This window comes from Peribacillus sp. NPDC055009 (assembly GCF_053608705.1).
Window position 1 is genome coordinate 131620 of the sequence record NZ_JBSGVZ010000003.1, and the last position, 23615, is coordinate 155234.

Here is a 23615-nt window from a genome sequence, read left to right on the forward strand (position 1 = left end):
TCAGACCATGGAAAGCGAAAACATATTATAAAATGAGGTGATCCTAATGAAAGCAAAATCATTACTAATTGGCTTTTTGACCGGAACAGTAGTAGCTGGTGCGGCAACCTTACTTTCAACACCGAGTTCAGGTAAAGACCTACGGACCCGCATCAAAACGAATACCGACGAAATTAAGAATACAATTGATGAGTTAAAGGTAAAAATGCTAAATATTAAAGATGACACGATGGAAGCTTCACAAATCAGCAAAGAAACGGTAAAAACGTTCATTTCGGATGTTCAGGTGGTCATCGAGAGCTGGAAGCGGGAAATCGAGCCCAATAAGAATGAATTATTGAAGAACGTTCAGGAAATTGAAAATTCATTGAAAGAATTGGAAGCGGCAGCACCTACTTCTAAAAATTAATAGCTGGCATCGACACACAAGCTTGATTCTCCATTTTTCCCAATAAATTACATGGTTTATTGGAGAAGAATGGAGAATTCATTAAAAAAACTAAAATTTTCTAAAAATTTTGCAAATATTTATCTTTATTAATTTTTATTTTATTGTCATAATAAATATATAGAATCTTATAAGTAGGTGAGCCCATAATATGCAGAATAAAAATTATTCTATGAAAGAAGCAATGATTTTTAGTCAACGAATTGCACAATTAAGCAAAGCATTATGGAAATCAATTGAAAAAGATTGGCAGCAATGGATCAAGCCCTATGATTTAAATATCAATGAGCACCATATCCTTTGGATTGCCTACCATCTTAATGGCTCTTCCATTTCAGATGTTGCAAAATTTGGGGTCATGCATGTTTCTACGGCATTTAATTTTTCAAAAAAATTAGAGGAACGCGGGTACTTAACATTTTCAAAAAAAGAAAATGACAAAAGGAATACCTATATAGAGATCACAGCGGAAGGTGAAAAAATCCTACTTGACTTAATGGAGACATATGACCCAAGTAAGAACTCTGCTTTCTCGGGTGCACTCCCACTGCGTGAGCTTTATGGCAAGTTTCCGGATATGATTGAAATGATGGCCATCATCCGAAATATATACGGTGAAGACTTCATGCAAATCTTTGAACGATCCTTCGATAACATCGATCAGGAGTTTACTGACGTGGAGGGTAAAATCACAAAAAAAAAGATAGAGAAAGAAACTGAGCCAGTTTAATCTCATACTCTATCCATTTCCTTCATGAATGATACATATAACCCCTGTGCGAGGCATGCATCAATGCATTCCTTTGTGGTTATTTTTGGATTAACCTTTCTTTCAAATTGATTAAAAAGCGGTCGAAAGTTCATATACCCTTCCGCTTTTTCTATTTCATAGCGTTTGCTCAAGATATCACAAGTTTCCAATAATTCTTCCGCTTCCTTCTTCGTGAAATTTTTTTCCACAAATAGATAGTCCAACTTGGCCTCCGGATTGCGTATAAGGTTCAACAAAAGCCGTTGATGAAAACGGAGTATTTCTATTTCTTCATTTATATTTTTCATACATCACTAATCCCCAATCGATCATTCAATTTAACATAAAAGCTTATAACCAATTTTTGATTTTTCACACTCAGTAATCCTTCTTATCCCTGGTTCAGAACCTGGCATGAATTGCCCTTAGCCATGCTTACACACTAAAGTGATTTTATCTTAAATTTAATCCAAGAATTTCATTGCTTTTTCCACCCATTCATCGTAATGTATGTAAGTAAATTCAACAGCTTTGGAGGGCTGATTTCGAAATGAATTCGTGGAAAACAATTGACGTGGCAAAACAATATGGGAATTGCCGTCTGCTCTTTTTTTCAGTTTTTACTATATTGATGTCTTTTGTTCTGATCTATACATTATTTAGTGTCTTTTCAACCCATGTTATTTTGTATGGCGATCAAACAATGGTATTTTTTAGCCTATTGCTCTTATTATATCCTGTTCACAAACTATTACACTATTTACCGTTACGATTATTATGTAAAAAAGTAAAAACTTCTTGGTCCTTGAAGTGGAACGTTGTGCTTACATGCAGAGTCAATGTGCATGATCCGATTCGAAAGCATCTTTATCTCTTGACCCTTGTGTTGCCTTTCTTCATTATGTCGGTCATATTGATTGGTTGTGCCCTTAGCTTTCCGCATTACATCCATTATTTCACTATTTTATTATCTCTGCACACCGGATTATGCGTATCGGATTTTATTTATATAAAAAATCTGGTTGGTTCCCCAAGGCATTCTTTTATCGAGGAACATCTCGAAGGATACGATATACTTATTCAAAAGTGATTTCTTATTTATCCATAAAGATACCTGATAAGATTTTTAGGTATCTTTTTTCATTATAATTTGGTATCGTATTTATACATGATGTTTTGCAAGGAGGGATTTTAGGTTTTGATCTCGTTCTGGTTTATTATTTTTGCTATTTTGATCCTTTATAATATTAATAGAATGACAAACTCTTTATGCATTCAAAAGGAAATTGCTGAAGACCGGCAGCCTAAAGTATTCAGGACCATTAATGTATTAATTACTATTATGTTATTATCCTCCTATATTGAAATTTTGTATACGTAGAGATGAGCAACAAATGATGACCATCATTTGTTACATACATTGGTGATACCCGGAGCATTATCCACATAAAGAAAAAGGGCGAAGCAACAGCTTCGCCTTTTGTTTATGGGCTTATAACCAAGAAGCTCCAATGATGATTAACAGGATGAAAAGAACGACAATTAGAGCAAAGCCTCCACCTATTCCTCCAGACATTGATCTTCCTCCTTTCCATTCTTAAGTAATAGTATCTTCATGCACACTCTTATATCCGCCAAAAGGAATTCATTCCTTTCCTAGCTTGAGAATCACTTCAATCTTTTTTGTTGAGCGGCTACCCTATCCTATTCAACTCCATGGCAAAAGGAGTGGGCTCTTTCCATTATTAATTTTGCAGCCGATTAGCAAAAGGCTGCTCCTACAATTATTAATAAAATGAATAACACCACTAACAAAGCGAAGCCCCCGTTAAATCCATTACCCATTATGCTACCCCCTTTTGTTGTCCTCGATTTATCATATGTAATGGATTAATATCTGGGTAGGCGAACACCCATTTTTCAAAAAATTCTTATTCATGCACCAATATATTATTTTTTGTAAAGTAACCAGAATATGTTATAGTTAATTTTGTGGAAATACGAAAAAATAGCAAACAAGAAACTTATAACTAGGAGTTGTTTTTATGAAGAAGTGGGCATTATCGATTGCTGTTACTGCAGGGCTGATCGGACTTACAGCATGCAACAGCGACAAGGAAGCAGTCGTTGAAACTAAAGCGGGGGATATAACTAAAGAAGAATTTTACAATGTAATGAAAGACCGTTATGGTGAAACCGTTCTTCAAGAACTTGTTTATGAAAAAGTTCTTTCTGAAAAATATACAGTAACGGATAAAGAAGTTAAAGCTAAAACGGACGAACTTAAAGAGCAAATGGGTGAAAACTTCGAAACGGCCCTTGCCTCTTCCGGATATAAGAGCGAAGATGATCTTAAACGTGCACTTAAAATCGGCATGCTTCAAGAAAAAGCAGCCGTTGCCGATATAAAAGTTAAAGAAGCTGATGTGAAAAAAGCTTATGAAGACTATAAACCGCAAATCAAAGCGAGACATATTCTAGTGGAAGACCAAAAAACAGCCAACGAAGTTAAAGCTAAATTGGACAAAGGCGAAGACTTCGCTAAACTTGCAAAAGAATATTCAACAGACACAGGCACAGCTGAAAAAGGCGGGGAGCTAGGCTGGTTCGGACAAGGTGAAATGGTTCCTGCATTTGAAGAGCAAGCTTACAAAATGAAGAAAGATGAAATCAGCAAGCCGATTAAATCCGATTATGGCTACCACATCATCCAACTTCTTGATACAAAAGAAAAAGAATCATACGAAGATATGAAAAAAGATCTTGAATATGATTTGAAAGTCGCTCAAATTGACCAAACTAAAGTTCAGGACATTTTGAATTCAGAAGTCAAAAAAGCGGACGTGAAGATTAAAGACGAAGATCTAAAAGATGCAATCACTTCCGGTGGCGCAGCCAATGCTGAAAAATAATTGAATAGTAAAAAGCGACAGGACTTTCCCTGTCGCTTTTTTTTCATGGTTCGAGCTATGCTCCCTGATTTATATCCTTTTTACGCCTCTCTCGTTCTTCTTCCATGCGTTCAATGTACTTCTGACCTTCCTTCTCAATCCAAGCATCATCTATGAGGCGTTCCTGCCTAGCTGTCCAAATTGACATGACTGCACTGACGATTATCCCAATAAACACGAACCAGATCCAAATTGGCATGTCCATTCCCTCCCAAAAAATCTACTATTCATTTACTAGAGAATATGCGCGAACAAATAAAATATGCTTCTTTCTCCATCGAGAAAGAAGCATATTTCATTAAAATGTTGGTTTATAGAATGAACGATTATCGAGTGCGAAAACTCTTTCCGTAAATTCACCCGGTTTCACTTTTTCCAAGGCCCGGTCCATCATATTTATCTTGGCATCCATATTATCAATATAATGCAGCACTTCCGCTTCCCTAACCATTGGCGGCTTGGGACTGCCCCACTCAGCTTTACCATGGTGGCTTAGTATCAGGTGCTTAAGAATCATGATTTCTTCCGCTTCAATGCCCAATTCCTCTGCAGCTTTACCGACTTCATTCACCATGATGGTGATGTGCCCCAACAAGTTCCCTTCCACTGTATAAACAGTCGAAACAGGTCCAGATAGCTCATGTACCTTTCCAAGGTCATGCAGAATGACTCCTGCATACAAAAGATCCTTATTGAGCGAAGGATATAGGGTTGAAATGGCCTTAGCCAGCCCTAGCATCGATACAACGTGATAGGCCAGTCCCGACATATACTCATGATGGTTCTTGGTAGCAGCAGGAAACGTCAGGAATTCATTCTGATATTTTTTAATGAGGTGCCTAGTCACCCTTTGGATATTCGGATTCCTCATTTCAAAAATGAATTGAGTGATGGTTTCCATCATTTCTTCCTGACTTAAAGGCGCCGTTTGAATTAAATCGGCTTTCGTGACCCCATCAGTATCTGAAGTAATTCTAATGTTACGGATTTTCAATTGGCTGCGTCCTCGATAATTCTGGACTTCCCCTTGAACTTTCACCGTAGCTTCCGCACTGTATGTTTTCTCATCAACCTCGGAAACATCCCATAGCTTTGCCTCGATCTCCCCGGTTTTATCGCACAAAATCAATGTTAAAAACGGCTTTCCATTACTTGCCACCGCTTTTGTGCTCGTTTTAATGTACATATATATATCTACTACTTCACCAATTCCGTAGTGTATGATCCCATTTCCCATGCGACTGCCTCCGTTCAATTAAATATCAACATTATAACATACCAATCTCGTTAATGCGTTTAGTTTTCGATAATAAGTGATGGACAATGGACAGGCTGACCTTCTCTCTTATCACTCCACAAAAAAACCAGGCTTGACCCCAAGCCTGGCTCTCCAATCAAATCTATTTCAACAGTTTTTGTTCGGACAATACGCGCACTTGTCCTGGCCGTCAATTCGGTAATATAAACAGCATGTCACCCGTTTATAAGGATTCATGGACTCCGGAACACTTTTTTCCCCAATGAATCGTTTAAAGGGGGAACGCGGTTCAATATTCAGCCATACTTCATCTTCAAGCAGTTTTTCAATGTCCTTTTCAACTCGCGTCTTTATATCAGTCTGCTTCAATAACTCACTATACATCCATACCGTATAGCTCCAAATATTTTCCCAGAGTACTAGTTTTGATATTTTAGCAGTTCCGGAAAAGAAGCGAATGGCATCAGCACCAAAGCTGCTCAATATGGAATGGAGGGCAGAAGGGCTTTCCTTTTCCGAGACATTGCTCCAACTGTTAGTTTTCAGTAAAAAGTTCGGGAGCCAATGTTCATCTTCCTGATCATCCAAAACACCAATATCCAGAAGTCTGCCTTCCCAGATAAGCCGATGTTTGCTTAACATGTAAAATTGTGCCGTGACAAAAAAAGCATAGCGTCTGAACCACATTGAAATGGCTACCCCTGACGTTTCCGCCCCAGTCCGGGCTTGTGCATACTGAATAAGTTCATCAGCATGATTGAAGGTCTTGGAAACTTTGGCCTCATCTCGGAAGGATATGCGATATCCTTGCAGCTCTTTTTCCATGGATGGTGTGAGGTTATGCATTGGCCAGCGCTTTTACCTGACTTTGGGCGTAGCGGCCTTTACCAAACGGGACGCACATGGGACTGCCGAAAATTGGATCAAAGGATATTTGGCAGTCCATGCTAAATACATGCTGTACCAATTCAGGGGTGATGATATCCTCTGGCCGGCCTTGAGCATGTATCGCCCCATCTTTAAGTGCCACCAAATTATCCGCATAACGGCAAGCTAAATTCAAATCATGAAGCACCATCACGATCGTTCTGTTCTCAAACTCATTCAAGTCGAACAATAAGTCCAAAATCTCGATTTGATGGGTCATATCAAGATATGTAGTCGGCTCATCCAATAATATGATGTCCGTATCCTGAGCCAGCGTCATGGCTATCCATGCCCGTTGCTTCTGGCCTCCCGATAATTCATCGACTGCCTGATCCTTTAAATCGGTCAGGTTCGTTGCTTCGATCGCCTTTTGAACTTTTTCTTCATCCACGGAACTCCACTGTTTCAACCAACTTTGATAAGGATATCTTCCTTGTTTAACAAGCTGATATACTGTAAGCCCTTCAGGGGCAACCGGGGATTGTGGAAGAATCGCCATCTTTCTTGCTACATCCTTCGATGACATGGTCGAAATCGCTTTGCCTTCGAGCAAAACTGAGCCGGATTGAGGTTTTAACAATCGGGCAACAGACCTTAGAAGTGTTGATTTTCCACATCCATTAGCACCGATGAATACGGTGATTTCCCCTTTGGGTATTTCTATATTCATATCATTTATAATTAATTTATCACCATAACCGAGCGATAAAGACTGTGTGTTAATAGCTGGTCGCATTAAAATACTCCCCTTTTAGTCTAATAATACCAGTTTAATGAAAATGATTCTCACTGTCAATCTTAAAAAAGAATATAAACCAAAAACTCCATGTCCCATTCCTGTTTGATTCATTAAAGTGAATGCTCTTTTAAAGATATGAAGCTTCCTTTGGAAACATTAATGCCATTTCCCATACCATGCATGTAGCTTCCCGATTCATCAGTGCGTGCTTCTCCGCTGGACTAGCCTCTTCTCCATTTAGGGAAAAAAAAGCCCTCCATATGGAGAGCTTTTTAACCTACCAGCAGGCGATTTGTACAATGTGCCAAGGATTCATCCCTAATGAAGGTAAATAAATCCTGATCGATAAAAGGAATTAATCCTTCTGCAATATTCCATGCATTGACCTCTATTTGATAAAGGATTTCTGATTTTCCTGTACTGTGTAGCTCCTCACTAAGCACAGCGAGATCAGGGTCTGATGCGTGGCCCATCTCATGTGTAAGGATCACCCATGTATATTCCTCAAGCCTTGCAAGCGAGCCTAGGGAGCGCTCACACTGAATTTCGATATCTCTCTCATATAAAGTGATGCTATGTCCTTTGGCGGAATATTTTCCCCCAACACACCGTTTACCAGGAAACTCCTTTTCGATGATTAACTTCAAAGAAGAATCATGGCGGCTTACAAACTCATTCATATTCAATGACTTCACTCTCTTTATCTATAGTTTAAAACCCATTATATTTCAGGGATGATCAAATCATTCATATCCTGGCGCAATACGGGGCTGGATAGACGAATCACTTGATTTTCGCTAAAGTGCTCCATTATATATCGGTGACAAGTAAAAAATAAAATTTGCCGCTTTTCCGAAATTTTTTTCAATAACTCGAGCATCCGTTTTGTCCTTTCCGCATCAAAATTGACGAAACTATCATCAATGATGAGAGGGAATGAATCATTTTCAAAAGTATGGTCAGCAAGTGCAAGCCTTAGGGAAACATAAATTTGCTCTGCTGTCCCGCGACTGACCTCTTCAACCCTGAAACTCAAACCATCATTGCGCTGTACCCAAATTCCTTCACCCGACTGATCAAGTATGATCTTACGATAGCTCCCATTCGTTAAAAAGGAAAAGTGCCGCTCGGCATCAGCGATGACCTTAGGTAGGCGTTCCCTTTTATATCGGTCCAATGTTTTATTCAATAAGCTTTTGGCTATTGCCAATTTCGCCCATTCCTTCGCCTCTTCGTTAAAAGCAGCTTTTTCTTCATGAAAACGATGAAGTAAATCATCATAAATCCCTGAAACTTCAAGCTGTTTTATCTTATGCCTCGCATCCGCCTGCTTCTCTAATAAGTGGGATTTCACCTTTACAGAATCCTTCCGCTTCCGTTCCAAATTTTCAAATGTATAAGTATTGATCTCCTGTTTTAAGTAAGTTCGGATTTGATCAGGCAGCATTCTGGATTGCCCAATTTGAATGGTAATCAAATCAAGCTGTTTTTGTAAAGTGATTTTCTTTTCGGATAATGCAGCGTCATGCCTGAATTCTTCCTCGTCCTTGGCCTTCGCTAACTTAAAAAGCATTTCCATTTCTGCATCAAGATAGCCATTTTCCATCGTCAGCTGCTCGATTTCGTTCGTCAAACGACTTCGTTCCTGCATCCATTGCGTTAGTTGAACCGAGAATTCAACCGCTTTATTCAATTCCCGCTTCAATAGGCCAATCGCTTCCCGCCATGTGGATGGTTCAAAATCAAGGCTGTGTGCAAAATGAAATAAAGCCTTTGATTTACCCTCAAATTCTGCCTGCAGAAAATTATGCCTCTTGATTGATTCATATTTCCTATCAACAGCTTCCTTCCATTTCTCAAGAAGTTCAAATACAGATTCAAGATTGATTTCCATTCCGGAATAAGACAGACCCCAACCGCTTAAGATGCTCCTCAATTCTTTATCCAACCGGTCCCTTCTAGCTTCCCAATCGGCATACTCCTGAATGGTCGATTCAAACGCTTCCTCCCTTTCTTCATATTTGAAACTTTCACTTTCAAAACGCCTTTGGAGACGTTGGTCCAGTTCAAGCAGCCGACCCATCGACTCTCCTTCACTCCCCCTATTGGTCTCACTCCCAATTGCTGCCCTTTTCCTTTTCATCTCATCCAATTGCCTGATATATCCGGACAATACATCATCAACTTTAAAAAGATACCTGGAAACCGCAAACAGAACAGCTACGGCTAGTAGTATCATCCCCAACAAAATCTGTTCACTGAAATAACTTCCAATAGCACCTAAACAAAGAAGTGCTATTAAACTGCCATTCATGATATGTGAACGTTTGCGATTATCCGCTTCCTTCTTCCTCTGTAATGCCAATTGCTTTTCAAGTTCAAGTATTTGTTCATCAAGTATAAGCGATTGTGCTGCTTCAAATTCGATGTTATTCTGCTTGTTGTATATGGACTCCAGCTCGATTCTTTTTTCATCTGGCATTAACTGGGCCTTTATCTCTTTCAAGCGGGCTTCTGTCGTTTCCAAACTTCCCTTTTGCAGTTCATATTTCTCATCAAGCTGCTTTTTATCATTTTGGAGTTGATGCTTTTCCCTCTCAGCCCTTTTCACCTTTTCCTTCATGAATGTACTGATATCCAGTTTTCTTATTTCATCATCAGAAACATCCAAGAATAATTCCTGCTTCACCTTTTCGATATTCTTTTCTTCCAACAGCCTTTCGTGTTCCGCTTTTCTCATATCCAGCTCGAGCTTTTCCAGCAATGTTCCTTGATCGATTGCATGTTCAATTTGCTCTTTATGCTCCTTGATGAACGGATTGATTTCGATTTCCGTGAGTTTGCCCTCAAGTTTGTCCTTTTTCTCAGTCAATGCCGCAAGTTGGGCTTTCATGGGCATTCCAACTGCCTGTAGCTGTTCAAGTCTTTTTAAGCCATCAACAGGAAAACTCACATCCGGAATTTTACTTATTTCGGCCTCAAGTTCCCCCTGTTCTTCAACCAATGGTTTAATTCGCAAAAAAGTACTCACGTTAACAAGGTTTTCTTCTATCTCTTGAATATCTTCCGTGACTTTGTAGAGCTCCTCCTTAAGTTTTGCTTCCTCCTGAAGTAATGCCGTATACGACTGCTGTTCTTCTTCTGATGCTTTCACCTTTTTCTGCAATTCCTTAAGTTCTTTCAATCTCACATTCAGTAAAGGTTTTTGGCCTGATGGCTTGAACCTCGAATCGAGCTCTTTTTGCAATTTCGTTTCGGCTTCAAGAAGTTTATCATTCCCGATCAGCCCAGCTGAAAGCAGATATTTACTCATGGTCCCTTCACTTAGTGTATGTAATCCCTGCAGCCCTTGAAGGTCGAAAGAAAAAATGGCTTGGTAATAGTTTTTATCAACTCCATGGAGAATCTCATTCAATTCTTCCTCGCCGCCGACCCTTCCATCCTCGAAGGTCAATTTTACATCGCCAGTAGCTTTTCCCTTCACACGTTCAATAACGATTTCCCCATCTTTTTTTGTTATGAGACTGAGCCTTCCCCCATATTTGGCATGCATTTTGGGCTCGTAACGCGGTTCGTTTTGAACCTTTGTCGGAAAACCAAACAGCATACTATGAATGAAGGACATGATGGTTGACTTGCCCGATTCATTTTCCCCAAAGAAAATCTGCATCTGTCCCAATTCAGGAAAACGCTGATTTTCCAGTTTGCCGTAACCATAAACATGGAGGTCTTTAATAATCAAATCCGTTCCTCCTCCCTACACTCATTTATTCGCATCAAAAACTTGCAATAGCCATCTTTCCGCTTCATCCACAAGTTCCCTCTGCTCCTTTGGCTCTATTGTATCAAGAAACCTTCTTGCACCCGGATGAATATAAAGCGGGGCCAGAGCAGCATCCGTATCATCAAATTCAGATGCAAGCATTGATACTTCAGCCATAAATGGCAATAATGTTTCATTTGACTTAATCATCGGCATCGATTGGATGATTTTGATTTTATACACCCAGACAAACGATTCTCCCTGCTCCTCTTCCTGCAAGATCCGGGTCAATTCTTCAAGATATTCCCCGGAAGCCCCTGCTGCGTCACCTGCATCCAGCTTCAATTCCAAAAGAAAGCTTCTCCCATCGAAGCCCTTCCGTTCAATTACTTCCCTGCATTGCTTGAACAGGGCATCAAATCCACCATCCGCGGTTATTTCAATTGTTTCGCTTTCCCATATCACTTCAGAAGTTTCAATAAAGGAATGACGCTTCATGTCCCCGTCGAATTCGACGAGCAGGCACCCTTTAACGCCAGACTCCTTTCTGTTCCTGCCTTGAATATTTCCTGGGTATATCACTAGCGGATCTTCTGAAACTACCTGATGCTTATGAATATGGCCTAATGCCCAGTAATCGAAATCTTTGGCAGCTAGTTCCTTCAATGAAAAAGGGGCGTATGGGCTATGTTCGGAATTGCCTTCCAAATTCCCATGAAGCAGCCCTATATGATAATCGGCCCCTTCAGCTTTTATGTAGGTTTCGATCATTCTTTCCCTTACGTGACGGCGCGGATAACTGAACCCATAAAGGTGGACAGTCGTCCCATCGATTTTTTCAAACCGTTTCACTTCGGTTTGCCCTGAAAATATGTAGACATTATCCGGCAGCTCCACAGTAATCCATGAGCCGCTGAGATGATCATGGTTACCATGAATGATATAGGCAGGGATCTGATGCTGCTGGAGTTTTTCCATTTCAGTCCGAAAGCGGACCTGTGTCCGGAGACTCCGATTCTCCCCATCAAATAAATCCCCCGATAACACGATAAAGTCAACCTGAAGGGAAATTGCTTCATTAATGATGGTTTGAAAAGCTTTAAAAGGAGCTTCCCTTAATTCCTTTAATATAGATGACGGCATATCCTTCAACCCTGAAAAGGGACTATCCAGATGGAGATCCGCCGCATGAATGAACCTCACACCGCTCAATAGTGTCACCTCGATTTCTATCAACGTTTCACATTTAATTTTAACATGAACAGAACATACTTTCCCATACATTATTATTTTAATATGTCATCATGCAGTATGGGCAAATTCAACAGGAAAAAGACCGAATGGCGTGAACATTGTTTCATGCACGGCATTCGGTCTTTTTCATCATTCAAAAATATCCATACTTAAATAGCGTTCACCATTATCCGGTGCAATGCATAATACTCGTTTTCCACTTCCAAGACGACGGGCTTCCTGCAGGGCAGTCCAGACAGAGGCACCTCCTGAAGGTCCAATCAATATACCTTCCTTCGAAGCCAGATCCTTCATGGTGGATATCGCATCTTCATCAGCTGCTTGAACGATTTCATCAAATACCTCTGTATTTAAGATGCTGGGAATAAATCCAGGGCTCGTACCCACTAACTTATGAGGACCAGGCTTTCCGCCCGAAAGAACTGGGGAACCCTTAGGTTCGACAACTACAACCCTTAAATCCGGCAGATGTTCTTTTAAGGCTTCACCTGTACCGGTTATCGTTCCTCCCGTTCCAGCAGTAGCGACAAACACATCCAGTTTACCATCCATCTGATCCAGAATCTCGACTGCTGTCGTCACTCTGTGAATATCAGGATTGGCTTGGTTTTCGAATTGCTGCGGAATAAAGCTATTAGGAATTTCTGCGGCTAGTTCCTCAGCTTTACGGATGGCTCCCGGCATCCGCTCTGATGCAGGGGTGAGGACAACTTCCGCTCCGTATGCCTTTAAGATATTGATTCTTTCTTTCGACATATTATCCGGCATGACCATAATCGCCCGATACCCCTTTGCCGCGGCATTCATAGCAAGCCCAATACCTGTATTACCTGATGTTGGTTCTATGATCGTGGCCCCGGATTGAATGATGCCGTCCAGTTCAGCCTGCCTAATTAAGTTGAAGGCAGCCCGATCCTTTACACTGCGGCTCGGATTGAAATATTCAAGTTTCACAAATACTTCAGCATCACCCTCCGCCGTTAAATGATTAATCCTTACAACAGGTGTATCTCCTATCAATTCAGTGATATTATTAACGATTTTTACCGTCATTCAAAAAATCCCCCTTCGATCCATACACTTCCTAGATGCACTTTTACTCAGATTCATTATATCATTTATGATTTTTCATTTTAAAGAGAGAATTCCTCTAGTATAAATAGGTTTTGTTTTGAAGTTAGTTCGGTATAGTTATTTTCCATCGTGTTTCAAGATATTCAGCTACATATCAATATTCCCTGTCTTAATACATTTCCCTCACATAACAATAGTCAAAATTGACAGATAATGATAAAATTTTGATAACAGTTACTAAGACAATAACATTTTTGATAAGGGAGTTTTTGAAATGAGCAGAATCTACAAATTAACCGTTTTTGAACCGTCAGGGGAAAAACTATTGGATGAATCATTTACAGCCGAGAATGATGAGCAAGCTAAAGAATTGGGACAAAATTTATTGAAGGAAAAAAACTATCAAGATCGAACACATCGCTGTACATCACCGTCAGGCGCTTTATTGCTTTTTCATCGCTGATCGAAAATGGAAGCGCAATCACTAAAAACATGATCAAGTTTCAGACACATACCTTATATAAAAAGGGCCGTCACAATAACGTGACGGCCTTTTTCATTCATTTTCCGATGAAGTTCGGTTTCCTTTTTTCCACGAATGCTTTTATTCCCTCTTGATGGTCCGCTGTTTGGCGCATTTTCATCTGGGCAGCTTTTTCAATCTCAAGGATCTTAATCAATAGCGGGCGATTTTTTTCACTAAGGATTTTTTTCGTTTTAATCATGGCCTGAACCGGGCTTTGCAGCCATGATTGCACTTTCTTCTCTACCGCATGTTCCAAGGTTCCGTCAGCCACTTCATGAATGAGGCCCTTTTCTTTTGCTTCAAGCGCAGTAAGCACTTTACCTTCCCAGATTAGTTCTTTTGCACCCACTTCTCCAAGACGGCGTTCAAGGAAGAAGTGTCCGCCTCCATCGGGGATTAATCCAATCCCGATAAAATTCATCGCAACCTTACTTTCCGAATCGGCAATAAGATGATCGGTTGCAAGAGCTATACTTAACCCAAGCCCCGCAGCTGCACCATGAATGGCACTGATGGTCAATTTAGGCATGAAGTATAGAGTGGTCACCAATTCACTGATTCCATCCATCAGTTCATCGAAAGCGTTTTCTTTTCCAGGCGAGAGCATCATCTTAATGTCACCACCTGCGGAAAATGCTTTCCCATTCCCTTTTAAAATGACGACATCCACATCATCATTCTCACTTACTTCCTTCAGGGCATGAATAAAGTCATGCAGCATTTTCGGATTTAAAGCATTCATGGCCTCTGGACGGTTCATTGCAACAGTGGCCGTCCTGTCCGAATATGTGACTAAAACAGTGCCTGCAGGTGATGTCGATTCAATACTCAATTTATTTCCTCCTCTTTCGTTCTATGACTCTATTATATATTCCTCACCATTATCAGAATAGGGGGAAAAGTTACAATTATACAGATCCAGCATTATTTATTGATATATTTATCCTGAAGCTGATCACGCAATGCCCTTTTCAAGAACTTCCCAACACCCGTTTTCGGAATTTCATCCAAAAAGACCACTTCATCCGGCAGCCACCATTTTGCAAACTGCGGCATTAAAAATTCGATGATGTCTTCCTGGGACACTTGCCCCTTATATGCGCCCTTCAAGACAACACAAGCGATCGGCCGTTCCTGCCATTTTTCGTGAGGCACTGCAATTACCGCCGCCTCAAAGATTCCTTCATGGGCCATTAATGCATTCTCTATATCTACGGAAGAAATCCACTCACCGCCGCTTTTTATCAAATCTTTCGTCCGGTCAACGATTTTGACGAATCCTTCTTCATCAATCGTGACAACATCCCCCGTATACAGCCAGCCATCTTTAAACGTATCCTCTGACCGCTCATCCTTAAAATACTCATTCGCTATCCAAGGACCCCTGATCAGCAATTCGCCCATTTCTTTTCCATCTGGTTTCACTTCGCCGTCCTGACCGACCACTTTAATTTCTATCATTGGCGAAACAAGGCCCTGCTTGGCCTTCAACTCATAAAGTTCTTCTTCAGGGAGGTCCTCCTGATAGCTTTTTGGTTTCGAAACAAAAACAAGCGGGCTCGTTTCAGTCATTCCATAGGCATGCAGGAATGGTATCCCATACTTTTGTTCAAAGGTTTTAATCATGCTTTTTGGAGCAGCCGATCCTCCGCATAGAACAGTGCGAATGCTGCTCGTATCATGGGTGCCTTCTTCCAGCTCCTTCAATAAGCCCAGCCATATCGTCGGAACCCCTGCTGCGATTGTAACCTTCTCCTTTTCTATAAGCTCAGCCAAAATCTTTGGGGTGAAATAGGGTCCCGGCAAAACCATCTTCGTTCCAAACCAAACACTGGCAAAAGGCATGCCCCAAGCATTTACATGAAACATCGGCACGACAGGAAGGGCTACATCACGTTCGCTTAATGCTGTGGAATCGGCAAGCCCCAGTGCAATCGCATGCAGCAAAATTCCGCGATGTGAATAAACCACACCTTTCGGATTTCCAGTCGTGGCGGAAGTATAACATATGCCGGCAGGCGCATTTTCATCCAAGGTTTGAATGAATGGCTGTTTCGGATTCCCCTCGGCTAATAATTTTTCATAATGATAAATGGGTGAAAGGGTCGTTTCAGGCAGCTCCTCTTTATCCGTCATAATGATGTACCCTTCCACTGTCGTTAACTCATCTTTAATTGCTTCCAAGAGGGGAATGACATCTGGGTCTATCAGTAATAATCGATCCTCCGCACTATTGACGATATAAGAAACATGTTGAGGAGACAGACGCATATTGATTGTATGAAGGACAGCACCATGACAAGGAATCGCAAAATATGCTTCTAAATGCCGATGATGGTTCCAGGCAAGCGTTCCAATACGGTCACCGGTTTGAATGCCGAATTTTTCAAGATTACTGGCCAGCCTTCTTGTACGCTCAGCAATCTCTGCATATGTAAATGTGTGAATTCCACCATCCGTACGCGAAACTACCTCTTTCTTCGGAAAATATTTTTCAGCTCTCTCAATGATTTGAGTCATGATCAATGGAGTATCCATCATTACAATCTCCCCCTTATATTAAAAGCATCCTCATTATATATTCGACCAGAAAAAAAATAATCCTTTATCCCTAGGTGCCTTTTACGATTATTTTGAATTTGGGTTTATCTAGATAAAATTTTAAAATCAGTTTGACGATTTCGGAAAGGGAACGGATTTCTGAAACGACTGGAATGTTTTTTAAATAAAAAACTGCAGGCAATCTCGCTTTCTTCGATTTGAAAGGATCAAACCGGTATATAACGGAATCATTTCTTAGGAGCGTAATCTGAAAAGTTATTTTTAAACCCTCCAAATTTATCGGTGCAGTTCCCTGACATATATTTTTATGTTTCTTTCTAGAAAAAAGAGGAAATAGTAAAGATACAATTATATTTAGAGGGAGCTCATTTATGGTAAACAAAATAAACGAAGAACTAGAAGCTTATTGCGCGAGTGAATATTCAAAGCTATCACGGGTGATTGTCTGTGAACCTCGTTATATGGAAATCCGGGAAATCATTAACGAAACACAAAAAGAGTTTCAAGAGGAAAATATCGATCAAGCACTAGCCTTGAAGCAGCACACCCAATTTACAAAGGCACTTGAACACGAAGGAATTGAAGTCATAAAACTTACGCCTCAATTTACATATCCAGAACAAGTTTTCACTAGGGATATCGGTTTCACTCTTGGCAATACCGTTTATGTGGCTGAGTTGGCAACAGGTATCAGGCAGGGTGAAGAACAAATATTGAAATCCTGGCTCGAAACGAATGGCATCTCATATTTCAACCTACTCAAAAATCATATTGAGGGCGGGGACGTCCTTATTGACGGAAAGACCATCTATATTGGAATTAGTGAAAGAACGGATGAAACTTCCGTCAAGCATCTTCAAACCTTATTACCGGAATACGATGTCATCGCGGTTCCTTTCATTGAAACATTCCTACATTTAGATTGTGTTTTCAATATCATATCACCGACAGAGGCGCTTATTTTTCCAGAGTCCTTTACAAAAAAAGAAATGGATTTATTATCTTCACGTTATGACATGATCGAAGTGACTAAAGAAGAACAATTCACATTAGGAACCAATGTGCTTTCGATTGGGAATAAAAAATTATTCAGTCTTCCATGTAATAAACAGGTAAATAGTGAGCTTCGTAAACGCGGATACGAAGTCATCGAAGTCGATATAAGCGAAATCATCAAGTCCGGCGGCTCCTTCCGTTGCTGCACAATGCCACTATTAAGGACAACGAATAAGAAGACTGATTCAGCCTGAGCAAAATGAAAGAACCCGGACTTGTATGAAAGTCCGGGTTCTTTCTCTTTTTATAAACATGGTGTTATCAAAGAGATTAAGGGTTCAGTTCTTTTTTTAATGCCTCGATTCCTTCCATTACAGTTTTTAAATTTTCAACATCATTCAAGCTGTCTCTTGCATGCAGCAAAACCGGTCTAACTGATTCCACCGAACGTCCAAACTCGTACATCCATTCATATCTAGGAACCATCCAAGTATGAAAATGGTGGGAAGTATCCTCATTGTAAAAATAATAAACATTTTCTATCCCTAATACTTTTCTTTGAGCTTTTCTAATCTTGGTTAATAAGTTTATGTAATCGACCTTTTCTCGCTCATTTAATTCATCAAAGCACTTAATATGGCGTTTAGATGCTAATTGGGGTATGCAACGTCTTGGTGAGCATGAAAATATTCAGATTCGACTATTACACCACCCTCAGCTTCTACTTCCCCACTTGTCAAAGCACAGCTCAAACATTCAACTTCCACCATTTTTTCCATTAGATAAAGTAATTTTCCTCATAAGCCCCTCCAAAAGATTACCCCATAAAAAGCTGGCTATTCGGTCACATGTGAATTCTAAATGCAATAAAAAAATGCTTGTCTGGAGGTTTTTGAAAGTACAGGTCTTGCCTTTCTCCTCCTTTCATTATTGCAGAAGTCTTAATATAGTTTCAGAATCCTTTCTATTTAACTGTGCATACTGGCTATGTTCATCCTTCGTCAATTCTACAATATTTTCATCAGTATTAACCCAAACATAATATACAGCTATTTTACCTTCGCTTTTTTCATCATTAAAATAAAAGATGAAGTCCGCCTTAGGATGATCCTTCTCCAATACGAATTCTTCCCAATCAGCATTTCTTACTATTTCTTTTGTTTTTTCTGTTTTCGCCATTTCTACCTTTTCTTTATATGCTTCGAATTTGTAGTTTTTACCTTCATATTTTTGGACGGAAATATGTTCTTGCTTTGTTGTACAGCCTGAAGCTAACGTTATTGATAATAGGCTAAGTGCAACAAGCAGCTGTTTCCTTTTCATTAATGTCATCTCCTCATACCCAATGGATTAATTATCCAATATATTTCATTATACTTCTCCACGCAAAAGAGTAATAGGTATGTTTGTCGATTTATTAACCAAAAAAACTTAAGCTTTTGGCTTAAGAGTTCTTGACCCCTTGTATCCCTTGGACCTGCATTCAACCATAGAGAAAATAGTTGATGCAGCCTTCCATTTCATCAAAAGCACATACTTGCTTATATTGCATTTAATTCCATTATTAGCCGACAATAAAGAACCCTTTTAAATTGATAAGCCTTCCCCTATTGAAAAGGCTTAGCTAAAATTTGATAATATTGAATTATCCTTGCTATAATTTCATGGGATAGCGTTTAGAAAAAAACAAGATTGAAAGGGGAATGTAAAATGAATTATGTAAAAAATCAGCTAACAGTCATGCGCGGCAATCTTTTAAAAGAAATCGATGGAATCAAACCAGAGTTTATGGATGTACAGCCTGAAGGTTTTAATAATACAATCCATTGGCACCTTGGCCATGTCCTTACTGCAGCCGAAAAATTTTTATTGGACTCCAATAGTGAATTACCAGCGAATTACGGCCAACTATTCGGATATGGTTCAAAACCAGCGGACTGGACTGGGGACGTACCTACCGTTGAAGTATTAAAGCAACAACTGCATGAACAACTCGATCGACTTCTTGAAATTCCAGAGGAACGATTGACTGAAAAAACACCACAGCCTTTCAACGGAATGGAAACAGTGGGGGAATTCATTAATTTTGTAGTGCTCCATGAAGCCAATCATATTGGACAAATTCACGCAATGAAACTCTTAATCCAATCCAATAACTGAGATTAGACCATAACTGTCACTCTGTATTTCTTGAAATAGGAGTGGCATTTTTTTATTTTTCACAGTTAAATATGCCGTTTTAATCACTAATGACTTCTGACATGTGGGTATGGGTGCGTCTACTTGTGAGTTCGGGGGGTTACTCGTGAATTCCGAGCGTTTACTCGTGAGTTTGCAGCAAATACTCGTGAATTTTGTGCTTTACTCGTAAATATAATCAAAAAGAGCCCCCGCTCTATAAGCGAGGGCTTTCATCTGTTCATGCAAAGTGAATGTCTCTTTAAGTCATTTGGTTATCCATATAATCACTGTATGCTTTTTCCGCTGCGGCTTCCGAAGTGAACAAAGCATCATCGTCCTCAATCGTATGAAATGTATCGTTCAGGAACAAGGCAACTGCATTTGGATCTTTGGGATGCTGAACGATTTCCGCCGCCCTTATATTCGAAACGGTAGGAACGTGGGGATTATTATAAATCACAAACACCTCGTCACCGACTTGCACTTCTTTTGCATTGATTACACCCATTGAATTCTTCCTTTCCATTACTGATTTTCCTTTAGCTTATGGAAAGAAGCTTATAATTATTTATGAAATATGACAGGCCTAAAAAGCGGAATTATCTGAATGGGGCCCCTTCTATATGAAGGAGCCCCGCCATTCACTTAAGCATATTCATCTTTTGTAAAAAATCGATTGGATGCTGTTTCCGGAAGAATTCCCTCAACATATAGGCAACACCATCTTGGTCATTGGAGCGCGTCACCCATTTAGCCACTTTCCTTACTTCCTCATCCGCATTGCCCATGGCAACTCCCAGACCGGAACCGGCAATCATCTCGATATCATCCAATCCATCTCCAATCGAGACGATTTCCGTTCTTTTCACCTCTAAATGGTCAGCTAAATACAATACACCGCTCCATTTAGAAACACCCTTCGGAACGATTGTCAGCTTATGTCCTGGATGCAAGATTGCATCAACCTCAGGGAACATTTCCTTTATCAATTTCAACATATCATTTCGAGCACTTTTTTCTGGAAATATAATGTCCATCTTCGTCGGGGCCATCGGCTGGTCAATAAGCTCTTCACTGATATCATCCACATAATTTTGAGCATAAATATTTTGATCATTCAAATACATTACCGATTTACCAAGCAAATTCTCCGGGAGGTTCACCCGATTGCCCAGCGAGTATTTCTCATGAATGAGCAATATTTGGCACGTTGTCTTTTCAAGCATTTGCACGAGCTCTGCAGTCAGTTCTTCTGATATTCTTTTTACCATTATCGGCTTTTCTATGGAAGCTCCGACAAAGGCTCCTTGCTGAGCAACGATCATCGGATTTATTTTTAGGGCTTTGGCCACTTTTTTTGCTGAGTGATAGTTTCTTGACGTCACAAGTGCAACATGGACACCTTTTTGGTGAACATAATCTATTGCTTCTTTAGTCGATTTATTTAAACGGCCATTCGACTGGAGCAATGTCCCGTCGATATTGACCGCAAGTAGTCGATATACCATGCTGATCTCCCCCATCTGTAGTATCCTCTTTCCAAATTTATGACTAAAATTTCGGGAATAGAACAAATAGTGGTTCACGACCCTTGCAACGGTGCTTACAGGAAACAAAAAAACCCCCAACCATTATGGAAGGGAGTCTTTAACTGCTTATTGCTGTTGTTCAGGTAAGCCATATAAATCTTCAAGCGGCTTCATGATAATTTTATTGAGGTCTGCGATGACCATGCTCATCCGTTGTTCAGCTTCCATCAATTGTGAAATGGTTGGGTTTTGTTGGACAAGCTGCACCGTCTTTTGTGCTTGCTCAACCTCTTCCGGTGCAATCTCCTGTCCCATCATTTGCTTTTGCTGCAATGTCATCTGCAAATTACGGAAGTTTTCAAACATTCCTTTTGTTGCTTCATCAGAATTGACAAGATCATATAAGCGTTGCAAATCGGCATATTCATTACTTGCCCTAATTGCCTTTTCCATTTCATACGCTGCATCATATACGTTACTCATTTATTTCCCCTCCCGGTAATCATTGTATTCCTACACCTTTTCCACTATAACAAATCCGATTGCGAATTACACGTCATCCTATTAAAACAGTTACGAAACCTTGAAATAAACCGTATTCCACCAAGCAAAGCCCCAAGGTAGATGATTATCGACAATTTCTTCTTAGTGATGGAAACGATCATTTCCTCAAGTCGGGAAATGGAACCGGCTTATTCATGATCGAAGTGACAGGAAGCATTTCAGCCGTTTTTTCGTTATATATCGTTTCTCTTCCGACCATGTTTCATATTTACCAAGAAAGAATGTTTGTAATCTCTGTTCTAACGTAAATGAAGAATTCTTCATTCCCAGTTGATCAAGCATTTGAGCAGTACTTTTTTCCATGGACAATGCTTTCTTTACTTCTGCCTTCACGAAAATTTTCATATTCTGTATAGAGGCATCTGATGACTTTACTTTGAATACTCTCTGGCGTGATTAAATGATCAACACCATTTGCCTAACTGTTTGGCACATCCTGCCGCTTCGGAATCACCCCTGTGTCAACGGCAGCTGTTTCCCGAAAATATAGATTGCTTTATAAAGTCTGAACACATTGTGATAGCTAATAATTTAGTGAAGCCACCTATTACAGCACCTAAGACGACCATACAGTATCCTTAACCAAAACGCCATGAAATTTCTCCATTTATTGCTTTAAATAGAGGCTTGATGACACCTTCTAATTAAAAGAACATAGAATGTGTTATCCACATTTGCCCATCATTTAATTATTAAAGGATATTAAACTTAGTGCAAACGGGGAATTATTATGAACCTTAACCATCAGAAAGTTTTCATTACGGTAAATCCCGCAGAGACGCGAAAGAAGGCGCTACTGTTTATCGAAGAAAAACTATTTGAGGAATGGGGCCTTCAATTTGGAGAACCCGTAACGATCATGGCTGGATGCCGTTCGGTCCCGGTACTTGTCCAGCCATTCCCGTCATCCCAGCCTACATTGAAACTTTCATATGATATGAACCAAACTTTATCCTTACCCAGTTTTTGCGATCCAATCTCGGTCTCATACAATGCGGAAGGAAGGTCAATTAAAATAGGCCCGTTCTTCGCTTCACTCATGAACCAGACTGCCTTGCAAGACGGGACATTCGGTGAGATGGAAAAATTTTATCAGGAAATGAAATCATATTGTAATCAGCAAGGAATCCCCTTCTATTTAGTAAAATTGCAGTCTCTTCAAGAAGGAGTTGTGGAAAGCTACCTGCCTGGGCAAGATGGCTGGCAAACCTTGCACCTCCCCATTCCTGATGTGTTTTATAACCGGATACATTCGCGCAAACTTGAGGAATCGCATTCTTTCAAGCTGTTTAAAACTGAACTGGAGGAACGGTCGATACCGATGTTCAATGGAAGGTTCCTCTCCAAACATGATGTACATGAACTGCTAATCTTAGAAAATGAGCTGTTGCCAAATTTGCCGGAGACGATACTTTTTAACGAAATGGAATCTTTCTTGAGGTTTATAGAAAAGCATTCGGTAATCTACTTTAAACCCGCATCAGGCAGCCAAGGCAGGAATATATGCAGATTAACGCAAGTAGCTGGAAAATGGAAAATCGAGCAATCCGGAAATCTCCAGGATGTGCATTTTGCTGATACGGATGAAAAGTTGTACGAAACCTTAAAAAGGTTTTCCAGAAAACAATCCTTCATTCTTCAAAAAGGGATTTCCCTATTCGAAACCGATCAGAGAAAAGTTGATTTCCGTATACTTCTTCACCGGAACGAACTGCTTGAATGGAAAGTTTCTTCAATGGTTGCCCGGATTGGGGACCCTGGCACTATCGTTTCCAATCTTGCACAAGGCGGCTTGATGAAAAATGGCCCGGATTTTCTAAAGGAAGCATTTGACCTTCAGAATGCCAGCCGCATATATCAAAAGCTCGTTCGGCTGGCTAAAAACACTGCCCAGGCCTTGGTCGAAAACCATGAAGATTCATTCGGGGAGCTAGGGATCGATTTAGCACTGGATACCGATACCCATCCATGGATCATCGAAGTGAATTCAAAGCCTTCGAAAAAATTTCAAGGCAACTATGAAACCTTTCGTCCATCAGTAAAATCCATCATAGATTTCATGCTTGCCCTTAACCGCGAAAACCATCCATAA

At 40.1% G+C, this 23615-nt stretch carries 27 protein-coding genes and 1 pseudogene; 9 read left to right on the plus strand and 19 right to left on the minus strand.

The annotated features are described in order from the left end of the window. The first annotated feature begins 46 nt into the window (after positions 1-46). Together ACWF5P_RS06830 and ACWF5P_RS06835 are read left to right on the plus strand one after the other, a co-directional pair. On the plus strand, positions 47-409 hold the full coding sequence (locus tag ACWF5P_RS06830; protein ID WP_101224181.1) for a YtxH domain-containing protein: 363 nt from the start codon (positions 47-49) through the stop codon (positions 407-409). Between the two features lie 190 nt (positions 410-599). Then, positions 600-1178, plus strand: a complete 579-nt coding sequence (locus tag ACWF5P_RS06835; RefSeq protein ID WP_034314691.1) for an HTH-type transcriptional regulator Hpr — start codon at positions 600-602, stop codon at positions 1176-1178. A gap of 2 nt (positions 1179-1180) precedes the next feature. Here the strand turns inward: ACWF5P_RS06835 and ACWF5P_RS06840 are convergent, their stop codons facing one another. Then, positions 1181-1507 (minus strand): DUF1878 family protein, encoded by a 327-nt coding sequence (locus ACWF5P_RS06840; RefSeq protein WP_101224182.1) that lies wholly within the window; start codon positions 1505-1507, stop codon positions 1181-1183. Positions 1508-1902: 395 nt separating this feature from the next. On the opposite strand from ACWF5P_RS06840, the gene ACWF5P_RS06845 reads away from it, so the two are divergent. After that, positions 1903-2289, plus strand: a complete 387-nt coding sequence (locus ACWF5P_RS06845) for a DUF3267 domain-containing protein (RefSeq protein ID WP_353616234.1) — start codon at positions 1903-1905, stop codon at positions 2287-2289. A gap of 108 nt (positions 2290-2397) precedes the next feature. Then, a complete protein-coding gene (locus ACWF5P_RS06850) occupies positions 2398-2580 on the plus strand; it encodes a hypothetical protein (protein ID WP_034314696.1) in 183 nt (60 codons plus the stop codon). A gap of 111 nt (positions 2581-2691) precedes the next feature. Here the strand turns inward: ACWF5P_RS06850 and ACWF5P_RS06855 are convergent, their stop codons facing one another. Beyond that, a complete protein-coding gene (locus ACWF5P_RS06855) occupies positions 2692-2775 on the minus strand; it encodes a YjcZ family sporulation protein (protein WP_061462016.1) in 84 nt (27 codons plus the stop codon). 185 nt (positions 2776-2960) lie between these two features. Next, positions 2961-3044, minus strand: coding sequence for a YjcZ family sporulation protein (locus ACWF5P_RS06860; RefSeq protein WP_083450669.1), 84 nt, complete (start codon positions 3042-3044; stop codon positions 2961-2963). Between the two features lie 200 nt (positions 3045-3244). Here ACWF5P_RS06860 and ACWF5P_RS06865 point away from each other — a divergent pair, with 200 nt between their 5' ends. Then, positions 3245-4111 (plus strand): peptidylprolyl isomerase, encoded by an 867-nt coding sequence (locus ACWF5P_RS06865; protein ID WP_434168835.1) that lies wholly within the window; start codon positions 3245-3247, stop codon positions 4109-4111. A gap of 55 nt (positions 4112-4166) precedes the next feature. Here the strand turns inward: ACWF5P_RS06865 and ACWF5P_RS06870 are convergent, their stop codons facing one another. From ACWF5P_RS06870 to cysK, 8 genes are all read right to left on the minus strand, one after another. Further along, positions 4167-4349 (minus strand): sporulation YhaL family protein, encoded by a 183-nt coding sequence (locus ACWF5P_RS06870; protein WP_053344914.1) that lies wholly within the window; start codon positions 4347-4349, stop codon positions 4167-4169. A 99-nt stretch (positions 4350-4448) separates the two neighbouring features. After that, positions 4449-5387 carry a 3'-5' exoribonuclease YhaM gene (yhaM, locus tag ACWF5P_RS06875; protein WP_101224185.1) on the minus strand — a complete coding sequence of 313 codons (939 nt, stop codon included), beginning with the start codon at positions 5385-5387 and terminating at the stop codon, positions 4449-4451. 168 nt (positions 5388-5555) lie between these two features. After that, positions 5556-6254 carry a (2Fe-2S)-binding protein gene (locus tag ACWF5P_RS06880; protein WP_434168834.1) on the minus strand — a complete coding sequence of 233 codons (699 nt, stop codon included), beginning with the start codon at positions 6252-6254 and terminating at the stop codon, positions 5556-5558. Next, positions 6247-7071, minus strand: coding sequence for an ABC transporter ATP-binding protein (locus ACWF5P_RS06885; RefSeq protein ID WP_101224188.1), 825 nt, complete (start codon positions 7069-7071; stop codon positions 6247-6249). Before ACWF5P_RS06885 ends, ACWF5P_RS06880 begins: the two co-directional genes overlap by 8 nt. Before the next feature lie 275 nt (positions 7072-7346). After that, on the minus strand, positions 7347-7754 hold the full coding sequence (locus ACWF5P_RS06890; protein WP_434168833.1) for a hypothetical protein: 408 nt from the start codon (positions 7752-7754) through the stop codon (positions 7347-7349). A 41-nt stretch (positions 7755-7795) separates the two neighbouring features. After that, positions 7796-10816, minus strand: a complete 3021-nt coding sequence (locus ACWF5P_RS06895) for an AAA family ATPase (protein WP_434168832.1) — start codon at positions 10814-10816, stop codon at positions 7796-7798. A 21-nt stretch (positions 10817-10837) separates the two neighbouring features. Continuing rightward, positions 10838-12040 (minus strand): metallophosphoesterase, encoded by a 1203-nt coding sequence (locus ACWF5P_RS06900; protein ID WP_434169622.1) that lies wholly within the window; start codon positions 12038-12040, stop codon positions 10838-10840. A 180-nt stretch (positions 12041-12220) separates the two neighbouring features. Next, the gene (cysK, locus tag ACWF5P_RS06905; RefSeq protein WP_101224192.1) at positions 12221-13144 is read right to left on the minus strand and encodes a cysteine synthase A; all 924 of its coding nucleotides are present in this window, start codon (positions 13142-13144) and stop codon (positions 12221-12223) included. A gap of 295 nt (positions 13145-13439) precedes the next feature. On the opposite strand from cysK, the gene ACWF5P_RS06910 reads away from it, so the two are divergent. Continuing rightward, positions 13440-13628, plus strand: coding sequence for a YhzD family protein (locus ACWF5P_RS06910; protein ID WP_034314725.1), 189 nt, complete (start codon positions 13440-13442; stop codon positions 13626-13628). A gap of 97 nt (positions 13629-13725) precedes the next feature. Here the strand turns inward: ACWF5P_RS06910 and ACWF5P_RS06915 are convergent, their stop codons facing one another. After that, positions 13726-14523: an enoyl-CoA hydratase gene (locus tag ACWF5P_RS06915; RefSeq protein ID WP_101224194.1), complete on the minus strand. Its 798-nt coding sequence runs from the start codon at positions 14521-14523 to the stop codon at positions 13726-13728. A gap of 92 nt (positions 14524-14615) precedes the next feature. After that, positions 14616-16232 (minus strand): long-chain fatty acid--CoA ligase, encoded by a 1617-nt coding sequence (locus ACWF5P_RS06920; protein ID WP_434168830.1) that lies wholly within the window; start codon positions 16230-16232, stop codon positions 14616-14618. A gap of 392 nt (positions 16233-16624) precedes the next feature. Between ACWF5P_RS06920 and ACWF5P_RS06925 the strand changes: the two genes are divergently transcribed. After that, positions 16625-17503 carry a dimethylarginine dimethylaminohydrolase family protein gene (locus ACWF5P_RS06925; RefSeq protein ID WP_202190619.1) on the plus strand — a complete coding sequence of 293 codons (879 nt, stop codon included), beginning with the start codon at positions 16625-16627 and terminating at the stop codon, positions 17501-17503. A gap of 76 nt (positions 17504-17579) precedes the next feature. Here ACWF5P_RS06925 and ACWF5P_RS06930 read toward each other — a convergent pair. Beyond that, positions 17580-18050, minus strand: a pseudogene (locus tag ACWF5P_RS06930) (HIT family protein). 126 nt (positions 18051-18176) lie between these two features. Next, complete coding sequence (locus ACWF5P_RS06935; protein ID WP_452444736.1) at positions 18177-18572, minus strand: hypothetical protein; 396 nt, start codon at positions 18570-18572, stop codon at positions 18177-18179. Between the two features lie 387 nt (positions 18573-18959). On the opposite strand from ACWF5P_RS06935, the gene ACWF5P_RS06940 reads away from it, so the two are divergent. Further along, the gene (locus tag ACWF5P_RS06940) at positions 18960-19409 is read left to right on the plus strand and encodes a DinB family protein (RefSeq protein WP_260356888.1); all 450 of its coding nucleotides are present in this window, start codon (positions 18960-18962) and stop codon (positions 19407-19409) included. Between the two features lie 280 nt (positions 19410-19689). Here ACWF5P_RS06940 and ACWF5P_RS06945 read toward each other — a convergent pair whose 3' ends face one another. The 4 genes from ACWF5P_RS06945 to ACWF5P_RS06960 all read right to left on the minus strand — a co-directional run bounded on the left by ACWF5P_RS06945 (position 19690) and on the right by ACWF5P_RS06960 (position 21826). Beyond that, positions 19690-19956 (minus strand): transcriptional regulator SplA domain-containing protein, encoded by a 267-nt coding sequence (locus tag ACWF5P_RS06945; protein ID WP_241663197.1) that lies wholly within the window; start codon positions 19954-19956, stop codon positions 19690-19692. A gap of 115 nt (positions 19957-20071) precedes the next feature. Continuing rightward, positions 20072-20938 (minus strand): Cof-type HAD-IIB family hydrolase, encoded by an 867-nt coding sequence (locus tag ACWF5P_RS06950; protein WP_101224440.1) that lies wholly within the window; start codon positions 20936-20938, stop codon positions 20072-20074. A 147-nt stretch (positions 20939-21085) separates the two neighbouring features. After that, positions 21086-21442, minus strand: coding sequence for a YlbF family regulator (locus ACWF5P_RS06955; protein WP_101224200.1), 357 nt, complete (start codon positions 21440-21442; stop codon positions 21086-21088). Positions 21443-21655: 213 nt separating this feature from the next. Beyond that, positions 21656-21826: a hypothetical protein gene (locus tag ACWF5P_RS06960; RefSeq protein WP_452444737.1), complete on the minus strand. Its 171-nt coding sequence runs from the start codon at positions 21824-21826 to the stop codon at positions 21656-21658. Between the two features lie 427 nt (positions 21827-22253). Here ACWF5P_RS06960 and ACWF5P_RS06965 point away from each other — a divergent pair, with 427 nt between their 5' ends. Further along, a complete protein-coding gene (locus tag ACWF5P_RS06965) occupies positions 22254-23615 on the plus strand; it encodes a YheC/YheD family endospore coat-associated protein (protein ID WP_452444738.1) in 1362 nt (453 codons plus the stop codon).